The organism is Vibrio sp. 10N.237.312.B06 (assembly GCF_041464685.1).
Taxonomy (GTDB): domain Bacteria; phylum Pseudomonadota; class Gammaproteobacteria; order Enterobacterales; family Vibrionaceae; genus Vibrio; species Vibrio tasmaniensis_A.
The window spans coordinates 66838-86889 of sequence record NZ_JBFSPI010000008.1; the positions used below are offsets into that span (position 1 = coordinate 66838).

15 protein-coding genes are annotated in these 20052 nt (G+C 43.4%); 10 read left to right on the forward strand and 5 right to left on the reverse strand.

Annotation, left to right across the window (positions count from 1 at the left end):
• Nucleotides 1-271: 271 nt before the first annotated feature.
• On the reverse strand, nucleotides 272-859 hold the full coding sequence (locus tag AB6C75_RS03875; protein ID WP_372106980.1) for a phage antirepressor N-terminal domain-containing protein: 588 nt from the start codon (nucleotides 857-859) through the stop codon (nucleotides 272-274).
• 444 nt (nucleotides 860-1303) lie between these two features.
• On the opposite strand from AB6C75_RS03875, the gene AB6C75_RS03880 reads away from it, so the two are divergent.
• The 7 genes from AB6C75_RS03880 to AB6C75_RS03910 all read left to right on the forward strand — a co-directional run bounded on the left by AB6C75_RS03880 (nucleotide 1304) and on the right by AB6C75_RS03910 (nucleotide 6637).
• On the forward strand, nucleotides 1304-2197 hold the full coding sequence (locus AB6C75_RS03880) for a hypothetical protein (protein ID WP_372106982.1): 894 nt from the start codon (nucleotides 1304-1306) through the stop codon (nucleotides 2195-2197).
• Between the two features lie 261 nt (nucleotides 2198-2458).
• The gene (gene thrS / locus AB6C75_RS03885; RefSeq protein ID WP_029223062.1) at nucleotides 2459-4387 is read left to right on the forward strand and encodes a threonine--tRNA ligase; all 1929 of its coding nucleotides are present in this window, start codon (nucleotides 2459-2461) and stop codon (nucleotides 4385-4387) included.
• A 2-nt stretch (nucleotides 4388-4389) separates the two neighbouring features.
• Nucleotides 4390-4941, forward strand: a complete 552-nt coding sequence (infC, locus tag AB6C75_RS03890; RefSeq protein ID WP_077680304.1) for a translation initiation factor IF-3 — start codon at nucleotides 4390-4392, stop codon at nucleotides 4939-4941.
• A gap of 104 nt (nucleotides 4942-5045) precedes the next feature.
• Entirely contained in the window at nucleotides 5046-5240 is a 195-nt protein-coding gene (rpmI, locus tag AB6C75_RS03895; RefSeq protein ID WP_004738430.1) for a 50S ribosomal protein L35, read from the forward strand.
• Between the two features lie 42 nt (nucleotides 5241-5282).
• Nucleotides 5283-5636 (forward strand): 50S ribosomal protein L20, encoded by a 354-nt coding sequence (rplT, locus tag AB6C75_RS03900; RefSeq protein ID WP_004733517.1) that lies wholly within the window; start codon nucleotides 5283-5285, stop codon nucleotides 5634-5636.
• Nucleotides 5637-5804: 168 nt separating this feature from the next.
• Nucleotides 5805-6119 carry a N(4)-acetylcytidine aminohydrolase gene (gene yqfB / locus AB6C75_RS03905; RefSeq protein WP_009846506.1) on the forward strand — a complete coding sequence of 105 codons (315 nt, stop codon included), beginning with the start codon at nucleotides 5805-5807 and terminating at the stop codon, nucleotides 6117-6119.
• 68 nt (nucleotides 6120-6187) lie between these two features.
• Nucleotides 6188-6637: a hypothetical protein gene (locus tag AB6C75_RS03910; RefSeq protein ID WP_102257340.1), complete on the forward strand. Its 450-nt coding sequence runs from the start codon at nucleotides 6188-6190 to the stop codon at nucleotides 6635-6637.
• A gap of 120 nt (nucleotides 6638-6757) precedes the next feature.
• Here the strand turns inward: AB6C75_RS03910 and AB6C75_RS03915 are convergent, their stop codons facing one another.
• The 4 genes from AB6C75_RS03915 to AB6C75_RS03930 all read right to left on the reverse strand — a co-directional run bounded on the left by AB6C75_RS03915 (nucleotide 6758) and on the right by AB6C75_RS03930 (nucleotide 12189).
• On the reverse strand, nucleotides 6758-7996 hold the full coding sequence (locus AB6C75_RS03915; protein WP_102257339.1) for a leucine-rich repeat-containing protein kinase family protein: 1239 nt from the start codon (nucleotides 7994-7996) through the stop codon (nucleotides 6758-6760).
• Between the two features lie 114 nt (nucleotides 7997-8110).
• A complete protein-coding gene (locus tag AB6C75_RS03920; protein WP_372106985.1) occupies nucleotides 8111-9685 on the reverse strand; it encodes an ABC-F family ATP-binding cassette domain-containing protein in 1575 nt (524 codons plus the stop codon).
• 492 nt (nucleotides 9686-10177) lie between these two features.
• Complete coding sequence (locus AB6C75_RS03925; protein WP_372106987.1) at nucleotides 10178-10756, reverse strand: TetR/AcrR family transcriptional regulator; 579 nt, start codon at nucleotides 10754-10756, stop codon at nucleotides 10178-10180.
• Nucleotides 10753-12189, reverse strand: coding sequence for a coniferyl aldehyde dehydrogenase (locus AB6C75_RS03930; protein ID WP_372106989.1), 1437 nt, complete (start codon nucleotides 12187-12189; stop codon nucleotides 10753-10755). Before AB6C75_RS03930 ends, AB6C75_RS03925 begins: the two co-directional genes overlap by 4 nt.
• 561 nt (nucleotides 12190-12750) lie before the next feature.
• Between AB6C75_RS03930 and speA the strand changes: the two genes are divergently transcribed.
• The 3 genes from speA to AB6C75_RS03945 all read left to right on the forward strand — a co-directional run.
• Entirely contained in the window at nucleotides 12751-14658 is a 1908-nt protein-coding gene (speA, locus tag AB6C75_RS03935) for an arginine decarboxylase (protein ID WP_102257374.1), read from the forward strand.
• Nucleotides 14658-15584, forward strand: a complete 927-nt coding sequence (gene speB, locus AB6C75_RS03940) for an agmatinase (RefSeq protein ID WP_009846513.1) — start codon at nucleotides 14658-14660, stop codon at nucleotides 15582-15584. Before speA ends, speB begins: the two co-directional genes overlap by 1 nt.
• Before the next feature lie 725 nt (nucleotides 15585-16309).
• The coding region (locus AB6C75_RS03945) for a retention module-containing protein (protein ID WP_372106992.1) at nucleotides 16310-20052 on the forward strand (3743 nt) is incomplete at its 3' end.

Genomic DNA, 20052 nt, shown 5'->3' on the forward strand with positions numbered 1-20052 from the left:
AAACCATTGTTTTCGATATATGTTAGGTATCTTTTTTAAAATTACACATTCATAATCTCCTCAATTGCTAGTCGAGGAGATTACCTTGGTCTGAGCTAAGGGAGTACTTCTTATACATGTCCTGTCTAAAGTCAAAGTCTTGCGAAAATGTCAGCTGATATTTCTATTACCACATTGGAAGAAAGTGGGTTTGTAAAGATCACAGCATCTGAATCATATGGAGTTATCGAGCATATATTGGATAATGGGAAAGAATTTTAATCATTTCAACTCACCAGCTCTTTCCTTTCACTACTAGCAGCTCCGCCAATCTAGCATTCGCCGTCTCAGCAATTTTCGCGTAATCCTCAATAGAAAAGTAACCAGGCTCACGTAGCAATTCTGGAAGCCTTGAGCGCTCGAATACCATCACATCATCACCAATCGGAACAGTACCGATCACGCGGCCATTTTCTAATGTCATTAAAAGTTTGGTGGTAACAGGGATTGTACTTGGGGTGGGGAGTTGGTTGGTTTCTTGGTTCCAGTATCGCCAAAGAACATCGTCACATTCGTTTTGGTATTGTATCACTTTGTCGCGGATTTCTTTGCGGACTCGATTAGGTTGGAGTGTTTGGAGCCAGCCGAAGAGTTTTCGAAGCGGGATGCAGAGTAAATCGCGGTTTTTAGAATCTTGAGCAACTGTTGCTATAAAAGCAGCACTCCACCTTTCTTTATTACTACCAAGTTTGCGGGATTGGTAACTCCAATCTAAACCCATACCTTCAACAATTGGTTTCATTGGAGTGTAAGGTTCACCGTTGTGTTTAACAACGAATAAATTTGCTCCGTGAAATGGTACTCGAATTTGGTTATTCATGGGATAACCCCTTTTGTGATTCGTGGTTTTTAATCACCACGCAAAGGGACCAAACTTTGGGTGGTGAACTGAATCGGGTTGGTCCTACCGCCACAAAAGGAAACGGCCAGCCGAAGCTGCCCAATCCAGTCCACCATAATTTGGGTGTGCTGAATCGCATGCATAAAAAAACCAGCAAATAGCTGGATGTTTTATACATCCTTTTGTGCATAGAGATTAACTCACTAAAACGGGGGACCAATCCCGTCACTGGATTTTGCCAGTGAAATTTAATTATGAGGCTAGGAAGGCATTAAATCAAGAGATTGAGTTTAAAGAGTAAGTTTAAGGATTAGCTCAAATTGTGATCGACACAGTTTTTTAAAATTATATAAATGTATGAAACTAGATGTATTCATTTCGTTTTGGTTATATATGCATGTAGATGATTTTTAGGGGTTGTGTATGAGATATGTGGAATTTGAACTTGATGGTTCAGTAGTTGATACTGAAACTTTCGAGAAAGATACCGATAAGTATCAAGGCTTGATTAGATGCTTAGAGTGCAAAAAGAAAGCTTGGCACACCAAATCTTATACAGTTCGAGAGGTAACTCGTGCAGCCTGCTTTAATGCACATCATCTAAAAGGGTGTGAGAAGGCAACATCGATGTTAGTTGCTGAAGATATGGAAAATGAAGCTCACGACGATGATCTGGAAAAAAGCAATACCGATATACATGTAAACCTTGATAAAACTAAACATGACTCTATTGAAGTATCAACGCCAGCGGACAAGCATCAAGATGAGGAACATAATTGGACCCCGTCTCCACAAGCAGTAAAAGCAGGAGGCAATAATAGTGATTTTCCGGATAGTAAATCTTTACGTCAGATATTAAGTTATTTGGTTAAAAACCCAGGCTATGGTGAGGGTAAAACTATTAAGATTACCGCCGACTCAGGGCGCGAGCTTCTCAATGGTATGCTTAGAGACAACTTAGTTGAAGTCTCAAAAATTAAAGAAGATGACTTTAGAACTCAGCAGATTTTTTGGGGAGAGATTAATAACTATAAAGAGAATAAAGATGGGACGCTATTTCTCAATTATGGCGGGCCTAAAGACCCATCTCTAATCTTGCCAAAAGAGCTAAAAGAAGACGTTATGAGAGTTTATAAGCTGAATTCCTTAGAACGATTTAAGGGCTCTCACTTTATTATGTTTGGTGTCGCGGGAGAGAAGAAAAATGGTGGTGTCTTGTTGCGATCGACGATGCCTAAGTATATGAACTTCATTAACTATCGCGAGAGGGCCAATTCCAAAACCGACCCCGCTGTAGAAGAAACTTCTTCCCAATAGAGTACAATACTTGCTGAAACATGATTTAGCCTAGAAAGAAATAAAGACATAGTTCTCATGCTTTGCCTTAAGTGCTGCATTGTTATTTCATGTTAATTCGTTACAATGCCCCAGTACTTATAAAGGCACATCTGTATTTGTGCCTAAATTTGTACCAATTCTTACATATATCCCCATTAAGTTTTCTAACTTTTTGAATTGAATATATTAAATAATTTTCATGTGTTGCTTGGTGTGCAACACCACTGTAAAGGACAAATAATGCCAATTATTACTCTTCCTGACGGTAGTCAGCGTCAATTTGACAACCCTGTATCAACTCTAGATGTTGCCCTATCAATCGGTCCTGGTCTTGCGAAAGCAACCATTGCTGGTCGTGTAGACGGCGAGCGTGTTGATGCTTGTGATCTTATCGAAAACGATGCAAGCCTAGAAATCATCACAGCTAAAGATGAAGTTGATGGCCTTGAGATCGTTCGTCACTCTTGTGCTCACCTTTTAGGTCACGCGATTAAGCAGCTTTTTCCAGAAGCGAAAATGGCGATCGGTCCTACTATTGATAACGGTTTCTACTACGATATCGACCTTGAGCACTCTCTAACGCAAGAAGATCTAGAAAAGATTGAAAAGCGTATGAAAGAGCTAGCGAAGACCAAGTATCAGGTTGTTAAGAAGAAAGTTAGCTGGCAGGAAGCGCGTGACGCATTCGAAGCTCGCGGCGAGACTTACAAAATCGAAATCTTGGATGAGAACGTTTCTAAAGACGATCGTCCAGGCCTGTACCATCATGAAGAATACATCGATATGTGTCGTGGTCCCCACGTTCCACATATGGGCTTCTGCCAACACTTCACACTACTTAACGTAGCAGGTGCTTACTGGCGTGGTAACAGTGACAACAAGATGCTTCAACGTATCTACGGCACTGCATTCCATGACAAGAAAGCGCTTAAGGCTCACCTAGTGCGCCTAGAAGAAGCGGCTAAGCGTGATCACCGTAAAATCGGTAAGCACTTAGATCTATTCCACATGCAGCAAGAAGCACCAGGCATGGTGTTCTGGCATCACAACGGTTGGACTATCTTCCGTGAGCTAGAAGTATTTATTCGTCAGAAGCTGACTGAGTACGATTACCAGGAAGTAAAAGGCCCATTAATGATGGACCGTGTTCTTTGGGAACGTTCTGGTCACTGGGATAAGTACGCTGAAGCGATGTTCACGACTTCTTCAGAGAACCGTGAATACGCGATCAAGCCAATGAACTGTCCTGGTCACGTTCAAATCTTTAATCAAGGTTTGAAATCTTACCGTGATCTACCGCTACGTATGGCTGAGTTTGGCTCATGTCACCGTAACGAGCCGTCTGGCGCACTTCACGGCATTATGCGTGTTCGTGGCTTCACTCAAGATGATGCTCACGTATTCTGTACTGAAGACCAAGTTCAGCAAGAAGTTAAAGCTTGTATTGAAATGGTTTACGATACTTACACAACTTTCGGTTTCGAAAACATTGTTGTTAAGCTATCTACTCGTCCAGAACAGCGTGTAGGTTCAGACGAAATGTGGGACCGTGCAGAGGCCGATCTTAAGCAAGCGCTTGAGGCGATGGAGATTGCATACGAGATTCAAGAAGGCGAGGGTGCGTTCTACGGACCTAAGATTGAATTTACTTTGCATGATTGTTTGGACCGCGCATGGCAATGTGGTACAGTGCAGCTCGATTTTGCATTACCAGAACGTTTAGGTGCAACTTACGTAGGTGAAGATAACGAGCGTCACACGCCAGTTATGATTCACCGCGCGATTTTAGGTTCACTAGAACGCTTCATCGGTATTCTTATTGAAGAATACGCTGGCTTCTTCCCAACGTGGTTGGCGCCAGAACAAGCAATTGTTATGGGCATTACAGACAAACAGTCTGAATATGTACAAGAAATTGCGAAAAAACTGCAAAAAAGTGGATTTAGAGTCAAAGCAGACTTGAGAAATGAGAAGATTGGCTTTAAAATCCGCGAACATACTTTGAAACGTGTACCGTTCATGCTTGTGTGTGGTGACCAAGAAATGGAAGCCGGCGAAATTGCAGTACGTACACGTAAAGGTAAGGACCTTGGCAAATTTAAAGTGGATGACTTTATTTCATACATCCAAGCCGAGGTTTCAAGCCGTAAGCTCAATCTGGAGGAATAGCTATTAAAGGCGGAAGACGTGGCCAACAACCGGCCAAACAAAACCAGCACCGTTTAAACGGTGACATTCGTGGCGTTCGTGAAGTGCGTCTAACTGGCGCAGACGGCGAAGCTGTTGGTGTAGTAACAATCGCTGAAGCGATGGAAGCTGCAAATGAAGCTGGTATGGATCTTGTAGAGATCAGCCCTAACGCCGAGCCGCCAGTTTGTCGTGTGATGGACTACGGTAAGTTCCTCTTCGAGAAGAGCAAAGCTGCGAAAGAGCAGAAGAAAAAGCAAAAGCAGGTTCAGATCAAGGAAATTAAATTCCGACCTGGAACTGATATTGGAGACTATCAGGTAAAACTACGCAACCTGACTGGTTTCCTTGAAGACGGCAACAAAGTGAAGGTAACAATTCGCTTCCGTGGCCGCGAAATGGCTCACCAAGAAATCGGTGTTGACGTTCTTAATCGTTTGAAAGTAGATACTGAAGAATTTGCAGTTGTCGAATCTTTCCCAACGAGAATTGAAGGTCGCCAGATGATCATGGTGTTGGCCCCTAAAAAGAAGTAATTAACGGCTTTGCAAGTAATTAAACCCTGCAGCCTCAGGTTGCGGGGTTTTATTCGCCCTAATTACTATGTTATTAACAACTCAACAATGCGGAGTTATTCATCATGCCTAAGATGAAAACCAACAAAGGTGCTGCTAAGCGTTTCCAGAAAACTGCTGGTGGTATTAAGTTTAAGCACGCTGGTAAACGTCACATCCTGACTAAGCGTACTACTAAGAACAAGCGTCAGCTACGTCCGAACTCGATCCTTCCTAAATGTGAAGTTGCTCAAGTTCTACGTATGATGCCATACGCTTAATTCTTTTTAGTTTATAAATTCGTTTAGTTTAGGAGAAGCATAATGCCTCGCGTAAAACGTGGTGTACAAGCTCGTGCACGTCATAAGAAAGTTCTAAAACAAGCTAAAGGTTACTACGGAGCACGTTCACGTGTTTACCGCGTAGCTTTCCAAGCAGTTACCAAAGCTGGTCAATACGCTTACCGTGACCGTCGCAACAAGAAACGTCAATTCCGTCAACTTTGGATTGCACGTATCAACGCGGCATCTCGTCAAAATGGTCTATCTTACAGCCGTTTCATCAATGGCCTTAAGAAAGCATCTATCGAGATCGACCGTAAGATTCTTGCTGACATCGCAGTATTCGACAAAGCAGCATTTGCTGTTCTAGTTGAAAAAGCGAAAGCATCTCTATAATTTAGAGTTAGCTTAAAGGTTTAATAAAAGGAGAACTTCGGTTCTCCTTTTTTATTGCCTGCTATTTGGCTTTGCCGCATTCTCTCGCATCTAATTTTTATTCGCTTGAACAAGCATTCTGGTACATAAACATTTACCTAACCTTTAAATGTTAAGCGACCGAGATAAATGACCGCACCGACTACTATGACGTTCTTCGAACGTTTTGAAACTGACATCCTTTCTGGCAAGAAGACGATTACTATTCGCGATGAATCTGAGCGCAATTACCAGCCAGGTAGCGTTGTAGAAGTATCAACGCTAGAGCAGGGACGTGTATTCTGTAATCTTAAGATCATTAGTGTAGAACCAATCTTGTTTGATGACTTAGGTGAGTTCCATGCGGAGCAAGAGAACATGACGCTAGAAGTCCTCAAGGGTGTGATTCAAGATATCTATCCGGGTATCTCTCAACTGTATGTGGTTTCTTACGAGCTTGTGTAACCCGCTTTAAATAGAATTTGTTGATCAATACAGCGTCTAACGCAGAGCAATGAGAAAGGGAAGTCACAATGAGTGAATTACAGAATGGTGCAGCTCAGCAAATTTTGCTCCAACTTTATTGTCGTGAGCAAAATGAGCAGCCGTTAATCTCTAGAACTGATCTCGACCTTGCTCTTTATGATAGCGAAGGCTTTCTAGCGTGGCGTGATACAAAGCGTGACTTCATTGTCAGTGATATCGAGAATCGAGTTTGGGTGAAGAGTTGCCCCGGCGGTTACATCACTGAAGTACACTTCAATGCTGACGGTTCTCTGATTGAATATCGTTTGTTCGATCGATTTGAAACAACAGGGCAGTGGCAACTAAAAGATGGGTTGTTACACGTCGAGATTTTGAAGGGCGAGAATCGCTACCAGTTTACTGTTGTGGCTCGTGCTGATCTCAATATTCACTCTGCGGTGGAATATAAAAATGGTGAGCTGCATTCGTATCTGAAATTGGTGCAGGCTGAGCGTTAATCCCTTTTAGCCGACCTTGCTTGTCCATTAGAATAAGTGATATTCCAAGAATAAAAAAGCCAACAGTGATGTTGGCTTTGTTGTTTTCAATTCGACCGATTACTTCCAATCAACACGCCATTAAGCTTCGAAGTTCGCCAGTTGAGTATAAAGCTCGCTGTCTTGATCTTGCTTTGCACAAACCGTCAGTAGGTCTTCAATAAAGTACTTCAATGCACGCGCTTCAATTCGACGAATGCCTTGTTGCTGCTCTTCAGTCAGATAACCGTAGATAGTTGCTGCTCCGAAGTCACCAAAGATCATCTGACCTTGCTCGTTAACCAAAGTGTTGTGTGCGTATAGATCACCATGACAAACTTTGTTGGCATGAAGGTGTTCAAACACATCAATCATCTGCTCTGTAATACTATTGATCTTAGCAATTGAAAGCTCGAAGCCTTCGTTGAACGTATCGCGAGTGCAGCTTTCAAGAGTAGGGGGCAAACCTAGGTTGTAGTAGTTGCTCGGGATAAGCTCCATCACCAATGCTAGGTAGTTATCTTCATCAACTTGTGCGATAGACTTCACTAGGTTGCTATGTTGGCCTGCTTGAAGACATGCTTCAAGTTCATCATGTGGGTAACCGTCACTGGTCACTTCGCCTTTGAATACTTTAACCGCCACTTCTTGTGGGAAATCAAAGTCACCGTTTAACCAGTTAGCATGAGAAATTACACCAGACGCACCTTGGCCCAGCACTTGATTGAGTGAGTAGCATTGCGAGCTTACGGCAGGCACGCTATCTAAGCTACTTGGATGTTTGCAAAATGGGTTACCCGCAAACGCTAACCAAGCCAGTTTTGGTAGCTTGATAAGGAACTCTGGGAATTCAGTCAGTTGGTTTGCAGACAGACGAACCAGTTCAAGGTTTGAGAGCTTTTCCATACTTTCTGGTAAAACACGAATCTTGTTACCTGCCAATGCGAGCTTTTGCAGGCGTGGTCTTTCACCTAGTGAGTGAGGGAGAACCTCGATTGCATTGTCTGTCAGGATCAACCAACGTAATTGAGCAGGTAAAGATTGCTCGCTGACGGTTTTAATTTGATTAGATTTGAAGCCAACCATTTCGAGCTTAGGAAGAGTACCTAGAACATCAGGAAGGTGCGTGAACAGGTTATTCGACGCGAAGATGATACGCAGGTTAGTCAGCTGTGATAGCTCGTCTGGTAAGCTTGATAGTTGGTTTCCATAAAGGTCTAGAACCTCTAGAGAATCGGCAAGATCTAAGATCTCTAATGGAAATTCAGTGAGCTCTGCTGACAGTTTTAAGTGCTTAATCCCTTTAAGTTGCCCTGATTTAAGTTGTTCTAGAGTATGCAAACCTTAGCCTTATGAATAGATGTTCGAGGCGTGTAGTTTACTTGTCTCAATCGAGAAAGGCGAGCACCGGAGCGATGCTCGCTTAACTACACTAAGTGAACGAATTTACGAAGGTTAAAGTCGTATATGGTTTTGGCTGACGCCGACCTCCTTAACAAAATCAGCATCATGACTCACCAAGATAAATGCGCCTTGGTATTCACGTAAAGCGGACGCCAATACTTGCTTTGAGTCGATGTCTAGATGGTTGTCCGGTTCATCAAGCAATAGAAGCGGGGTGTCTTGTTTGTGGCTAACGATCAACATCGCCAGTTTCATTTTTTCACCACCACTTAAATGAGACACTTTTCGGTATACAGAGTCTCGCCTGAACCCTATTCCAGCGAGCAAGGTTCGTGCGTCACTTTCTGTTAACCCAAAGCCGTGTGTCATCAAGCTATCGAACATGGTGTCGTTGGTGTCTAACAGGCCAAAGTGTTGATCCAAGTACACGGTCGCCCCTAAGCGCTTAATGGATCCGATATAGTTCGAGTGTTGGCCGTGAATGGCTTTTAACAGTGTCGATTTTCCGCACCCATTAGCCCCAGTTAGATAACATCGTTCTCCCTGTGATAGAGAGAAGCTAATAGGAGCACTAGAACCAAAATTTAGGCGACACTCTTCAACGGTTAATAGTGAGTGTTTTTTAGTAGCATCCGCTTGTTGTAGGTATAACGCTTGTGGCTTCAGTTGCTCTTGTTGTTCTTGAAGAGATTGAAGTTTATGTTGGTTTTGATCCTTTAAGTTCCTGTGGCTTGTTGCCGATGCTCCTTGGGTTCGTCCTGCTTTATCTTTCATTGCATCCAATAATATCTTGGGTTGGCTACCTGATTTTCGGAGTCGGTTACCTTGAGATTCACGTTGTTGTGCTTTTTCCTTGTTAGTCTGAGCTTGGCGCTCGAGTCGTTTCTTCTCCGATTGATGATGCGTTATCTGCTTGTCCAGTACTTCACTTTGACTCGACATTTGCGTGAAGTAATCATCGTAATTCCCTTTATAGAAACGCATGCCCAAACTGTTGAGGTGATAGATCCCTTCCATGTGTCTCAACAAGCTTCGATCGTGACTGACGACAAGTACTTTTCCTTCAAACAACTGGCACTGTTCTAGTAACCAATTGCGCCCTTCGCTATCCAAATGGTTTGTAGGTTCGTCGAGAATCAATATGTCGTGGTTTGATGCGAATAACCGATGAAGCTGTAAAAGGGCGAGTTGCCCACCACTCAATGTATGGCACGGTGTGGTTAACCCACTGGTTATTTTCAATGTGGCTAAAAGTTGCTTTGTGTTCGCTTGTAAATCCCAATCCTCGCCAACGATATTGAAGTGCTGAAGTTCGCAGCTGCCTTGTTCTATGGCATGTAATGCGTCTAACTTTTCGGTGATCCCCAAGAAGTCAGCAATGCTGGTTGTGCTATCCAATAGCTTTGAAGGCAACTGGGAGTAAAAGCCGATCGAGCCTTGTCTGGAAACACTGCCTGATGTGGGTTGTGTTTGCCCGACCAGTAATGAAAGCAGTAGTGACTTTCCCGCCCCATTTCTTCCGACTAAGCCTGTCAGGCGACTGCTCAAACTAAAGGTGATGTCTTTGAATAACCACTCACCAGTATCGAGCTGGAATGAGAGATTGTTGGCTAATATAGTAGGCATAAAAATACCTCCCTTTACGTGTAAACGAGTAAAAGGGGTGAGGCGCTTTTCTACATAGACTCCAACATAGGAGTCTAAGAATAGATCACCAAGACGTTACTTAGGTAGATGACCAATCAAAGATAGAAAAGCTGCGCTGAGACAATTTCTGTCTTTGAGGTACAGTTCTGCAAGATACATGTTGTCAAAATACGGATCTTTAAGAACTTGATTTGTCGCGAAAATAGATGACGAAGTAACGCCCACTAACCCCGAGTGTCCAAATGATTTTTATAAAAATAAATCGGATGTCAGGATGTTAGTACTTCATTATGGCGTTATTCTCTTTTGAAATGATGGTGGGATGGTACTGAAAGAGGGTGCTTAAAGTCAATATGGTGATGTGATTAAAATGTATCCAAATAATTAAAGCGCCTCATTCCTATATATAGATATAGCCATGAGGCGCTTTAGAGTGTTCTTTGAAAGCAAGGGCTTCAACGAATGTGGAAATTACAGGTTTTGTCCGCCGACAGCTCGCCAACACATGTCAAAGCTATCGCTGATGTACTTGCCTGACTGCTCTGGAGGTAACTCATTCTGCTCAATCAACCAGTTTGCACAAATCAAAAAATGGCTGTGGATGAAGTGCCTAACAAGGTTGATGTCTAACACCATCAGCTCACCAGTTTCTTGTCCTTTCAAAATGATCTCGTCTAACGATGCGAACATCTTTGAAACAATCACTTCTCGAGTTTGAGTCGTCGGGTCGAAATGAACATTGGTGAAAAACTTCATCGCAACTGGATTTTCTAACGCCCATTCAAGCCCTGTAATCCACATGAACTTAAAGGCTTGGTAGCGATCTTGTTCAGCGATTTCTGTGTGCTGGTCAAGGGTAGAAAATAGCTCTATTTTCAGTTCACGAAACAGTTCATCAATCAGTAGAGATTTGTTCTCAAAGTGATGAAACAGTGTCGCTTTTGCGACGCCTGCTGTTTTCGCTATTTGTCCTGTAGATGTGCCCTCTAGCCCTTGCTGAGAGAAGAGCAGGAGCGCAGCATTTAGGATTTTTTGCCTTTTCGTAATCATCTATTTAGTACTTTGAACAGAATCTTTTTAATTGGGTTGTTGTAAGGAGGGTGCATTAACTTGGTGAAGTTAATTTTTCCTCTACTTAGAACGGTTTTGGCATGGCTAAAGGTCTTGAAGCCTTCAATACCATGGTAGTGTCCCATGCCTGAAGGGCCAATGCCACCGAACGGTGCGTCTTCTGCTGCCACATGGACTAGCGAGTCGTTGATACAAACACCGCCAGAATGTGTATTCGATAAGAACTGGTCTTGGGTTTGCTTATCATGACTCATCAGATACAGAGCAAGTGGACGTTCTCTTCCTGTGATGTAGCTGATCGCTTCTTCAATAGAATCATAAGGCACGATAGGCAGAACAGGGCCAAACAACTCTTCTTGCATTGCGACCATGTCGTCGTTCACTTCGGTTAGGAGGTGTGGCGTCATTCTGTGGTTCACATCGTCTTGTGCTTGCTCGGTGACAGTGTGAATAACCGCACCTTTAGACTGAGCATCTGCAATCACACCCTTCAAACGATTGTATTGGCGCATATCGATCACTGAGGTTAAGTCTTTGCTTTCAATACCTGCTTTATATAGTTTTTTGAAGTAGAGCTTATAAGCCGTGATGAACGCGTCCGTTTTTTCTCGTGGCAATAAGATGTAATCGGGCGCCACACAAATCTGGCCAGCGTTTAAGCTTTTTGCAAACAGGATGCGTTCAACGGCGTCAGCGACATCAAAGTCCGGAGCAATAATCGTTGGAGACTTGCCACCCAATTCCAAAGTTACTGGCGTTAAGTTGTTGGCTGCTGCTCTCATTACGTGCTTACCCACAGAGGTCGACCCTGTGAATAGAATATGATCAAACGGCAGTTGGCTAAATTTAGCGGAAACGTCAGCTTCGCCTTCGATAATCGCAACCTGATCTTCACTAAAGCCTTCGGCCAACATCGCTTTCAAAACTCGGTTGGTTGCTGGAGTAAACTCCGACATCTTGAGCATCGCCGTGTTGCCCGCTGCTAACGCTGTGATCAGAGGGCCTAAAGAGAGCATGACTGGGAAGTTCCAAGGAACAATGATGCCCACAACGCCCACAGGTTGATAATGAACCGTGATCTTTGCTGGCGTTAGCATCAAACCAGCTTTGCGGCGTGATGGCTTCAACCACTTCTTAAGGTTCTTCACGCTGTAATTGATCTGGTGAAGAGAAGGGGTGATATCAGCAATCAAGCTGTCGTGTTTTGCGCGATGGCCATAATCTTCAGATACTGCCTCAATCAACTGCTCTTGATAGCGCATTAACAACGCTTTTAGTACTGAGAGGTTTTCTCTTCTCTGCTCAAGCGTAGGATTAACGTTATTGCGGTAGTGATCTTTTTGTCGGTTGAACACTTGATCCATGTCGTTGATGCTCGACGTGTTTGGCTCAAGGTCTAGATTATGGCTCATAGTATCCCCTAAATTTGAAAGCTGACCGATTGGTTGGTCAGTTAAAATTACAAGAAGATCGAATCGAATACAAGATATGCACGAGAAAAGTTCAATAATTGAGCGGCTACAACATTGAAGTGAGCGAGTTTTAGTTGGAAGAACGAAGTGTTTATAGGTATCGAATCACGGGATACAAGTTGTGTTTGTGATAGCGAGAGTTCAGATTGGGAAGTGCGCATATTTGTCACAACGTTGACTTAACCTCACCCAATTGGCTAAGGATTTTATGCTTCCTATGTATTTTATTTACCTGATTTTTTGTTAGAAAGTGCTTTAAATCTAATGCGATTCAGCCTGTTTTTTGGTCTAAAACCTTGTAATACCTTACCTGTCACTTTAAGTCGGATCGTCGATAAAAAAACGTAATCGTAACCACAAATATCAATGGTTGGACTCACTCTTAATAATATCGGTTAATGCAGCCAACAAATCGTTTTCGAACGTTTTTTGTTGGGTTATACCTCGCTATTCCAATGAGGTATCTTCTGTCGATGGCCCTATAGTGTGAGGTCTCTAGAATTGGAAAATTCGGTTAATTTGGAACGCATCCGTGCTGAGTATAATGTAAAGCACTGGAGCCAAGGTTTTTATGGAATTGATGATAATGGCGAGGTGTATGTATCACCGAGCGAAACCGATCATCAAGTTCCGCTAAGTCAGATCGTAAAACAGTTAGAGCAGAGAAATATTGGTTTACCTGCTCTTGTGCGTTTTCCTCAAATAGTGCATCAACGTGTGCACAATATCTGTAACGCATTCAACCAAGCGATCGACGAATATCAGTACGATAACCGTTACCTACTTGTTTACCCGATTAAAGTTAACCAACAGAAAGAAGTGGTTGACGAGATCTTAGCGAGCCAAGCTCAATTAGAGCAAAAGCAGCTTGGTTTAGAGGCGGGCAGCAAGCCTGAACTATTAGCGGTATTGGCACTGGCTCAAAAAGCGAGCTCTGTGATCGTGTGTAACGGTTACAAAGACAGAGAATACATCCGTCTTGCGCTTATTGGCGAAAAGCTAGGCCACAAAGTATTTATCGTTCTAGAGAAGTTGTCAGAGCTTGATCTTGTCCTTTCTGAAGCAAAAGCGCTTGGCGTGAAACCTCGTTTAGGTCTACGCATTCGTCTTGCATCTCAAGGTGCAGGTAAATGGCAAGCAAGTGGTGGTGAGAAGTCGAAATTCGGTTTGTCTGCATCACAAGTATTGACCGTTATTGAACGCTTGAAAGCAGAAGATCAACTGGATGTTCTAGAGCTAGTACACTTCCACCTTGGCTCGCAAATGGCGAATATTCGTGATGTACGAAATGGTGTGAGTGAAGCGGCTCGTTTTTACTGTGAACTGCGTGATATAGGTGCTCAACTGAAGTTCTTAGACGTTGGTGGCGGTTTGGCGGTCGATTACGACGGCACACGTAGCCAGTCTTCAAACTCAATGAACTACGGCTTGCTTGAGTACGCTCGCAACATCGTAATGACAGTAGGGGATATTTGTAAGCTCTACAATCAGCCGCAACCTGTGATCATTTCTGAATCTGGTCGTTCGTTGACTGCGCATCACGCTGTGCTTGTTACTAACGTGATCGGTACAGAAAGCTATTCTCCGGAAGATATGGCGGCTCCAGAAGCTGACGCACCAATGTTGCTTAATAACATGTGGAAGAACTTCTTAGAGCTAGATGCGGGTAATGATGACCGAGCGTTGATCGAGATCTACAACGACACGCAAAGCGATATCGCAGAAGCGCACAACCAATTTGCAACAGGCATGCTGAATCTTCAGCACCGTGCTTGGGCAGAGCAGATGTCTTTGCGTATTAACTACGAACTTAGCTCTCGTATGAGTACTAAGAACCGTTACCACCGTCCTATTTTGGATGAGTTGAGCGAGCGTTTAGCCGACAAGTTCTTCGTGAACTTCTCGCTGTTCCAATCTTTACCAGATGCTTGGGGTATTGATCAGGTATTCCCTGTATTACCTCTAAGTGGTTTGGATAATGCGGATGAGCGACGCGCTGTAGTACTGGATATCACCTGTGATTCTGACGGTACAATTGACCAGTATGTTGATGGCCAAGGTATTGAAACGACTCTGCCAGTTCCTGCATGGAACCCAGATGAACCATACCTGATGGGCTTTTTCTTAGTAGGCGCATACCAAGAGATCTTGGGTGATATGCATAACCTATTTGGTGATACCCACAGTGTAGTGGTGAATGTTGATGAAAGTGGTCAAGCGAATATCGACTACATCAATGAAGGCGATACGGTTGAAGACATGATGCGTTATGTTCACATTGATACGGATCTGATTCGTCAGAACTACAAAGATTTGGTCACGGCAAAAGTACCAGCACAAGAGCAGCAAAGCGTACTTGAAGAGTTAGAGCAAGGCTTGATGGGTTACACCTATCTTGAGGATTTTTAATGAACGATCTATTTACCAAACCAGATTACTCGCTGTACTCCAACGCGATGACTTTTATGCGTCGTCCATTGGTACAGAACCCAATTGATAACGATGCTGATGTGGTTGTGTTGGGCGCGCCGTTAGATATGGCGACGTCGGGTCGTCCGGGTGCTCGTATGGGGCCTGATGCGATTCGTCGTGCGTCTGTAAACTTGGCGTGGGAAGGCAAAAAATTTCCTTGGGACTTCAATGTATTTGAACACACCTCGGTGATTGATGCTGGCGATCTTGTGTTTGATTGCGGTGATGCAGAAGACTTAACTCAGCGTCTAGAAGCAGCCGCTGATGCGATTCTAAACAGCGGTAAAACACTGTTAGGGTTAGGTGGCGATCACTTCATTACATTGCCTTTGCTAAGAGCATACGGCAAGAAGTACGGTGAAATGGCTCTGATTCATTTTGACGCGCACACTGATACTTACAGTCAGGGTAGTCGTTACGATCACGGTACTATGTTCTACCATGCGCCAAATGAAGGGTTAATCTCGCCTGAGCATTCTGTGCAAATAGGTATTCGTACAGAGTATAAGCAGGAAGGTCATGGCTTTAATGTTATCAATGCGATGCAAGCGAATGACATGAGCGTGGATGAGATCATTGCTCAAGTGAAAGGCATTGTTGGTGATAAGCCAGTTTACCTAACGTTTGATATCGATTGTCTGGATCCTGCTTTTGCGCCGGGTACTGGGACGCCTGTGTGTGGTGGTTTGAATTCAGATAAAGTGCTCAAAATCATTCGTGGCTTACAGGGTATCAACATGGTTGGTATGGACGTTGTAGAAGTGTCTCCTGCCTATGACCAAAGCGAAATTACGGCTCTAGCTGGCGCAACTATCGCACTTGAGCTGCTTTATGTTTGGACGGCAAATCGCTTAACAAAATAAAATAGTTAGCGAGGCATGTTGAACGTGGCAATCTCGTTTTACGGATAAACACCATATTGCGGTACATGATCTTCTAAAAGCCGCCCGAGTTAAACTCGGGCGGCTTTTTTGTATCTATTGTTTTGTCCTAAAACGTATTCCTTTTGATATGTGTGTATCGAATGATAAGTCATGACTATTGTTCCTCCATAGCACCTTAATATGTTGATGGGCATATATGAAATTGGCGAAATATACGCTTAATAAATGGTTTTTCATCCGCTTTGTGCTGAACATTGTCTCAAGTTTGGGACTACTCTCTGCTTTGTTGCTATCACATCGTTTGCCTCAAGCAATGTCTGATATTCGCTCATGATTTATCTACTTTATTCCTGTATATCTTTATAGGATTAAAGAGATGTAACATCGCTGTGAGTTTATTTGCATATAAATCAATGCACTACTAACGTTTAATTTGTGTTTTAGAAATCCATAGAGAATAAGTGAATTTGTGAAAAGGAGTCTCTTAGCACAGACATGGCATTTTTTATGGGGAAGACTAGGCTTAACAGTAAGTAAACTATAAAAAAAACAGGTTAAATACTTATCTCTTTTCAACTCGAAGAGGCACAACAAAAGATTGGCCATTGATGAGGGGTAAGTATGAATTTGATTAAAGCCTGTAATGATTAACAAAAATAATTTGTACAGCTCTAGATAAGAGTGCTTGTGATAACGGGGGATATATGGATATTGAGGTTTCGCGCCAAGCTGCGGTTGTTGAAGCAGTAAGTGGGGATGTGGTTGTAGTAACACCTGACGGCAACCCAAAAAAAGTTCTAGTTGGCGATATCATCCGTGAAAATGAGATAGTCATTACCGCAAATAATGCAGAACTTGTATTAGGTGCTCCAAATGGTGAGGTTCTGGTTGGCGAGAATTGTGTTGGATGTATTGACCAAGAATTGTCTTGGGCTGATGCCCCTGTCGCCGGAGAGGTCAATTTCGATCTAGAGCAATCTGACGACGGAGCATTTACTGACGATGATATTGCGGCAATCCAAGAAGCTATTTTAGGTGGCGCCGATCCTACTGAAATTTTGGAAGCAACGGCTGCTGGTGAAGGGCTAGGCTCTGCAAATGCTGGCTTTGTTACGATTGAATACAATAATATTCAAACTCAGCCCTCGACATTCTTTGAGACATCAGGGCTTGCGAAAGAAGAGGTAGAGGAAACTCGAGAGGAATTTAGAACGATCACCCGTTCAGCTGGTGGTCAATCGATCAGCGAATCAGTCACTGAAGGTTCTATTTCTGGCAATACCTACCCCCAATCTATTACGACCACAGAAACGATTATTGCGGGCAGTTTAGCTCTAGACCCAGATTCTTTTGTCCCAGACACACTCTCCCTTGCTTCACTCCTAAGTGAGCTTAATAACGACATTACATCAAGCGGCCAAGTTGTCACGTTTACTTACGACTCGGTGACGAATTCCATTGTTGGTGTCCAAGGTACTGACGAAGTATTACGTATCGATATTGATGCTACTAGTGTTGGCAATAATATCGATATCTCGTTAACCACCACGATTTCTCAATCTATTGATCATGTTCCGTCTATCGGTGGTGGGCAGGTCTCTTATACTGGCGATCAAATTAACTTTGCTTTTGATATTCAAGGTGAAGACTCCGCAGGAAACCCAATAGCATCACCAATTAATGCGCTGGTTACTTTATTTGACGGGGTGAATCCGTCTGCTGAAAGCGTGAATATCAATAATGTAGAAACGAGTAGTGCACCTATTGAAGGCACTTTTTCTAATATTGGAAGTGATAAACTTCAATCTGCTGTCTTTGATGCAAGTGCGTTAGAAGAGTTTGATGGGTTGCTCAGTGATAACCAAAATACGGTTGCAAGACTGTCTGATGACGGAACAACGATCACTCTGTCTATTCAAGGGAGAGGTGAGGTTGTTCTCACAATCTCCCTCGATACCGATGGCACATATAATTTCCAACAGTTTAAACCAATAGAAGAAGTGAGCTCCGACACGCTTTCGTTCTCTCTACCGATTACGGTTACCGATTTTGACCAGGATGTCGTAACGAATACGATTAAGGTTGATATCTCTGATGGTGATAGCCCGTTCATTATTAATGTTGATGGCATCGATGTTGATGAGTCAGGCATTGTTGGCGGCTCACAAGAAGGAACAACCCCAGTAGGTGGTATTGGCAGTATCACAGCAAGTGTTTTTGAAAGTGACATTATTGACCATTACGAACTTGAACCGACTGAATTTAATACAACGGGAGCCTTGGTTTCTAATGGTGCTGCCGTTCAATTAGAGTTAGTTAGTCAAACCAATGGTGTGAGAACGTATGAAGGTTATGTTGAGGTCAATGGATCTCGAATTACGGTCTTCGACGTTAAAGTCGATAGTCCATCATTGGGGAATTATGAATTTACTCTGTACGAATCGCTTTCACACCAAGGTGCTGAAGGTGAGTTACTAACCTTTGTATTGCCCATTTACGCGGTTGACGCGGATGGTGACCGCTCTGCACTATCTGGTGGGTCAAATACACCAGAAGCTGCTGAGATCTTAATCAGTGTAAAAGATGATGTGGTCGAACTCATCGATAATGTCGTTTCCGTCGATGAACCGACCTTAGCTGGTGATACTGTTGTTTCTTATAATCTATTCAACTTTGAGGGTGCGGATGGTTCGACAATCCAATCATTGTCTTACGATGGGCTCGAATACAAGTTAGACCAAAATCTACTCCCAGATGCGGCACAAACTTTCCCATTTACAGAAGGGGTTGCAACGATTTCACTCAATGGTGATTTTAGTTTTGAAGTCGCTCGTGATATCAACCACTCAAGCAGCGAAACCATAGTAAAACAATTTGCCTTTTTAGCTGAAGATGCTGATGGCGACGAGAGCTTTTCAACGCTTGATCTTAGTATTACTGATGGCCAAGATCCGGTAATTAACCTAGTTCCACCAGTGACATTATCTGAAACGAATCTAGGTGATGGATCTTCGCCAAGCGGAAATGCGGTTAGCGCCACTGAAACGATTACGTTTACAGCCGGTAGTGATGATGTCGCGAGTTTTCGAATTGATCCAAACTTGTTCAATACTAATGATACGCTCAAATCGAATGGGCTTGTCGTTGAACTCAAGGAAGACCCCCAGAACTCAGGTACTTACATAGGTTTTGTTAACGATGGGGTAAACCCTGATGTCCCAGTATTCACGATTAGCTTTTCTACAAGTACATTAGGGGAATACACCTTCACGCTGCTTGAAGCGTTAGATCATGAAGATGGCCTTGCAAATAACGAGCTAAGTTTTGAACTGCCTGTTTACGCCGTGGACACTGATGGCGATAGCTCGCAAATTTCCCCGCTTACAATGACCATCGGTGATGATGTGCAAATCATGAAAGATGGTGTGCTCAATATTGTTGAACCGACGGTTGCGGATTTGGCTGCTGGTAAGGTAACGACTGCCACCATTGATGTAATGCCCGAGCAGAGTGCTGATGGCGCGACCATTACCCAAATCACGTATGACAATACCGTTTACACCTTGAATCAGGGCATAACGGGAGAGCAACTGATTCCAGTTCCTGAGGGCAAACTGTTCGTTACCCTTGAAGGTGAAATACGCTTTGAGCCGAATCGCGATTTAAACCACACGAGCAGCGAAGATATCGTTAAGACCATAGTGGTGACGTCAAGTGACTTTGATAAAGATCCGGTGACATCCACCGTGACTTTGACCATCACCGATGGTGATATTCCAATCATCAATACTATTCCAAGCGTCACGCTATCAGAATCTAACCTTACAGATGGCTCGGCAGCAAGCAATGTTCCTGTGAGTCAAACTGAGACTATTCAGTTTACCAATCAAAGTGATGATGTAGTCAAGTTCAGTATCGACCCTGCTCAATTCAACACGAACGACGCGCTTAAATCGGGCGGGTTGGTCGTTGAGCTTAAAGCTGATCCAAACACGACTGGTGCGTATATCGGCTTTGTGAAAGATGGAGCCAACCCAGAAGTTCCGGTCTTTACTATTAGCTTCTCTACCAGCACGGTGGGTGAGTACACCTTTACTCTACTTGAAGCATTAGATCATGCTGATGGCCAAGCAAATAATGAATTGAGCTTTGATTTACCCGTTTACGCGGTCGATCGTGATGGTGATGATTCATTGATGTCGCCGTTGAAAGTGACGGTCAGCGATGATGTGCAAGGCATGCAAAACCAAACGTTAACCATTACTGAGCCAACGGTGGCTGATTTGGCTGCTGGTGTTGTTACGACTGGCACTGTTGATGTGATGCCAGTGCAAAGTGCAGATGGTGCAACAATCACTCAGTTCGTTTATGACGGACAACTTAGAACATTGGTTCAAACAGATACTGGTGAGCAGCGGTTTGGTTTCACTGAAGGGACGTTAGTCAT

Excerpts from the sequence above, each read along its gene's own strand:
- rpmI (WP_004738430.1), top strand. The coding sequence starts at position 5,046 with ATGCCTAAGATGAAAACCAACAAAGGTGCTGCTAAGCGTTTCCAGAAA.
- rplT (WP_004733517.1), top strand. The coding sequence starts at position 5,283 with ATGCCTCGCGTAAAACGTGGTGTACAAGCTCGTGCACGTCATAAGAAA.
- speB (WP_009846513.1), top strand. The coding sequence starts at position 14,658 with ATGAACGATCTATTTACCAAACCAGATTACTCGCTGTACTCCAACGCG.
- AB6C75_RS03875 (WP_372106980.1), bottom strand. The coding sequence starts at position 859 with ATGAATAACCAAATTCGAGTACCATTTCACGGAGCAAATTTATTCGTT.
- yqfB (WP_009846506.1), top strand. The coding sequence starts at position 5,805 with ATGACCGCACCGACTACTATGACGTTCTTCGAACGTTTTGAAACTGAC.
- thrS (WP_029223062.1), top strand. The coding sequence starts at position 2,459 with ATGCCAATTATTACTCTTCCTGACGGTAGTCAGCGTCAATTTGACAAC.
- AB6C75_RS03925 (WP_372106987.1), bottom strand. The coding sequence starts at position 10,756 with ATGATTACGAAAAGGCAAAAAATCCTAAATGCTGCGCTCCTGCTCTTC.
- AB6C75_RS03880 (WP_372106982.1), top strand. The coding sequence starts at position 1,304 with ATGAGATATGTGGAATTTGAACTTGATGGTTCAGTAGTTGATACTGAA.
- AB6C75_RS03930 (WP_372106989.1), bottom strand. The coding sequence starts at position 12,189 with ATGAGCCATAATCTAGACCTTGAGCCAAACACGTCGAGCATCAACGAC.
- AB6C75_RS03910 (WP_102257340.1), top strand. The coding sequence starts at position 6,188 with ATGAGTGAATTACAGAATGGTGCAGCTCAGCAAATTTTGCTCCAACTT.
- AB6C75_RS03920 (WP_372106985.1), bottom strand. The coding sequence starts at position 9,685 with ATGCCTACTATATTAGCCAACAATCTCTCATTCCAGCTCGATACTGGT.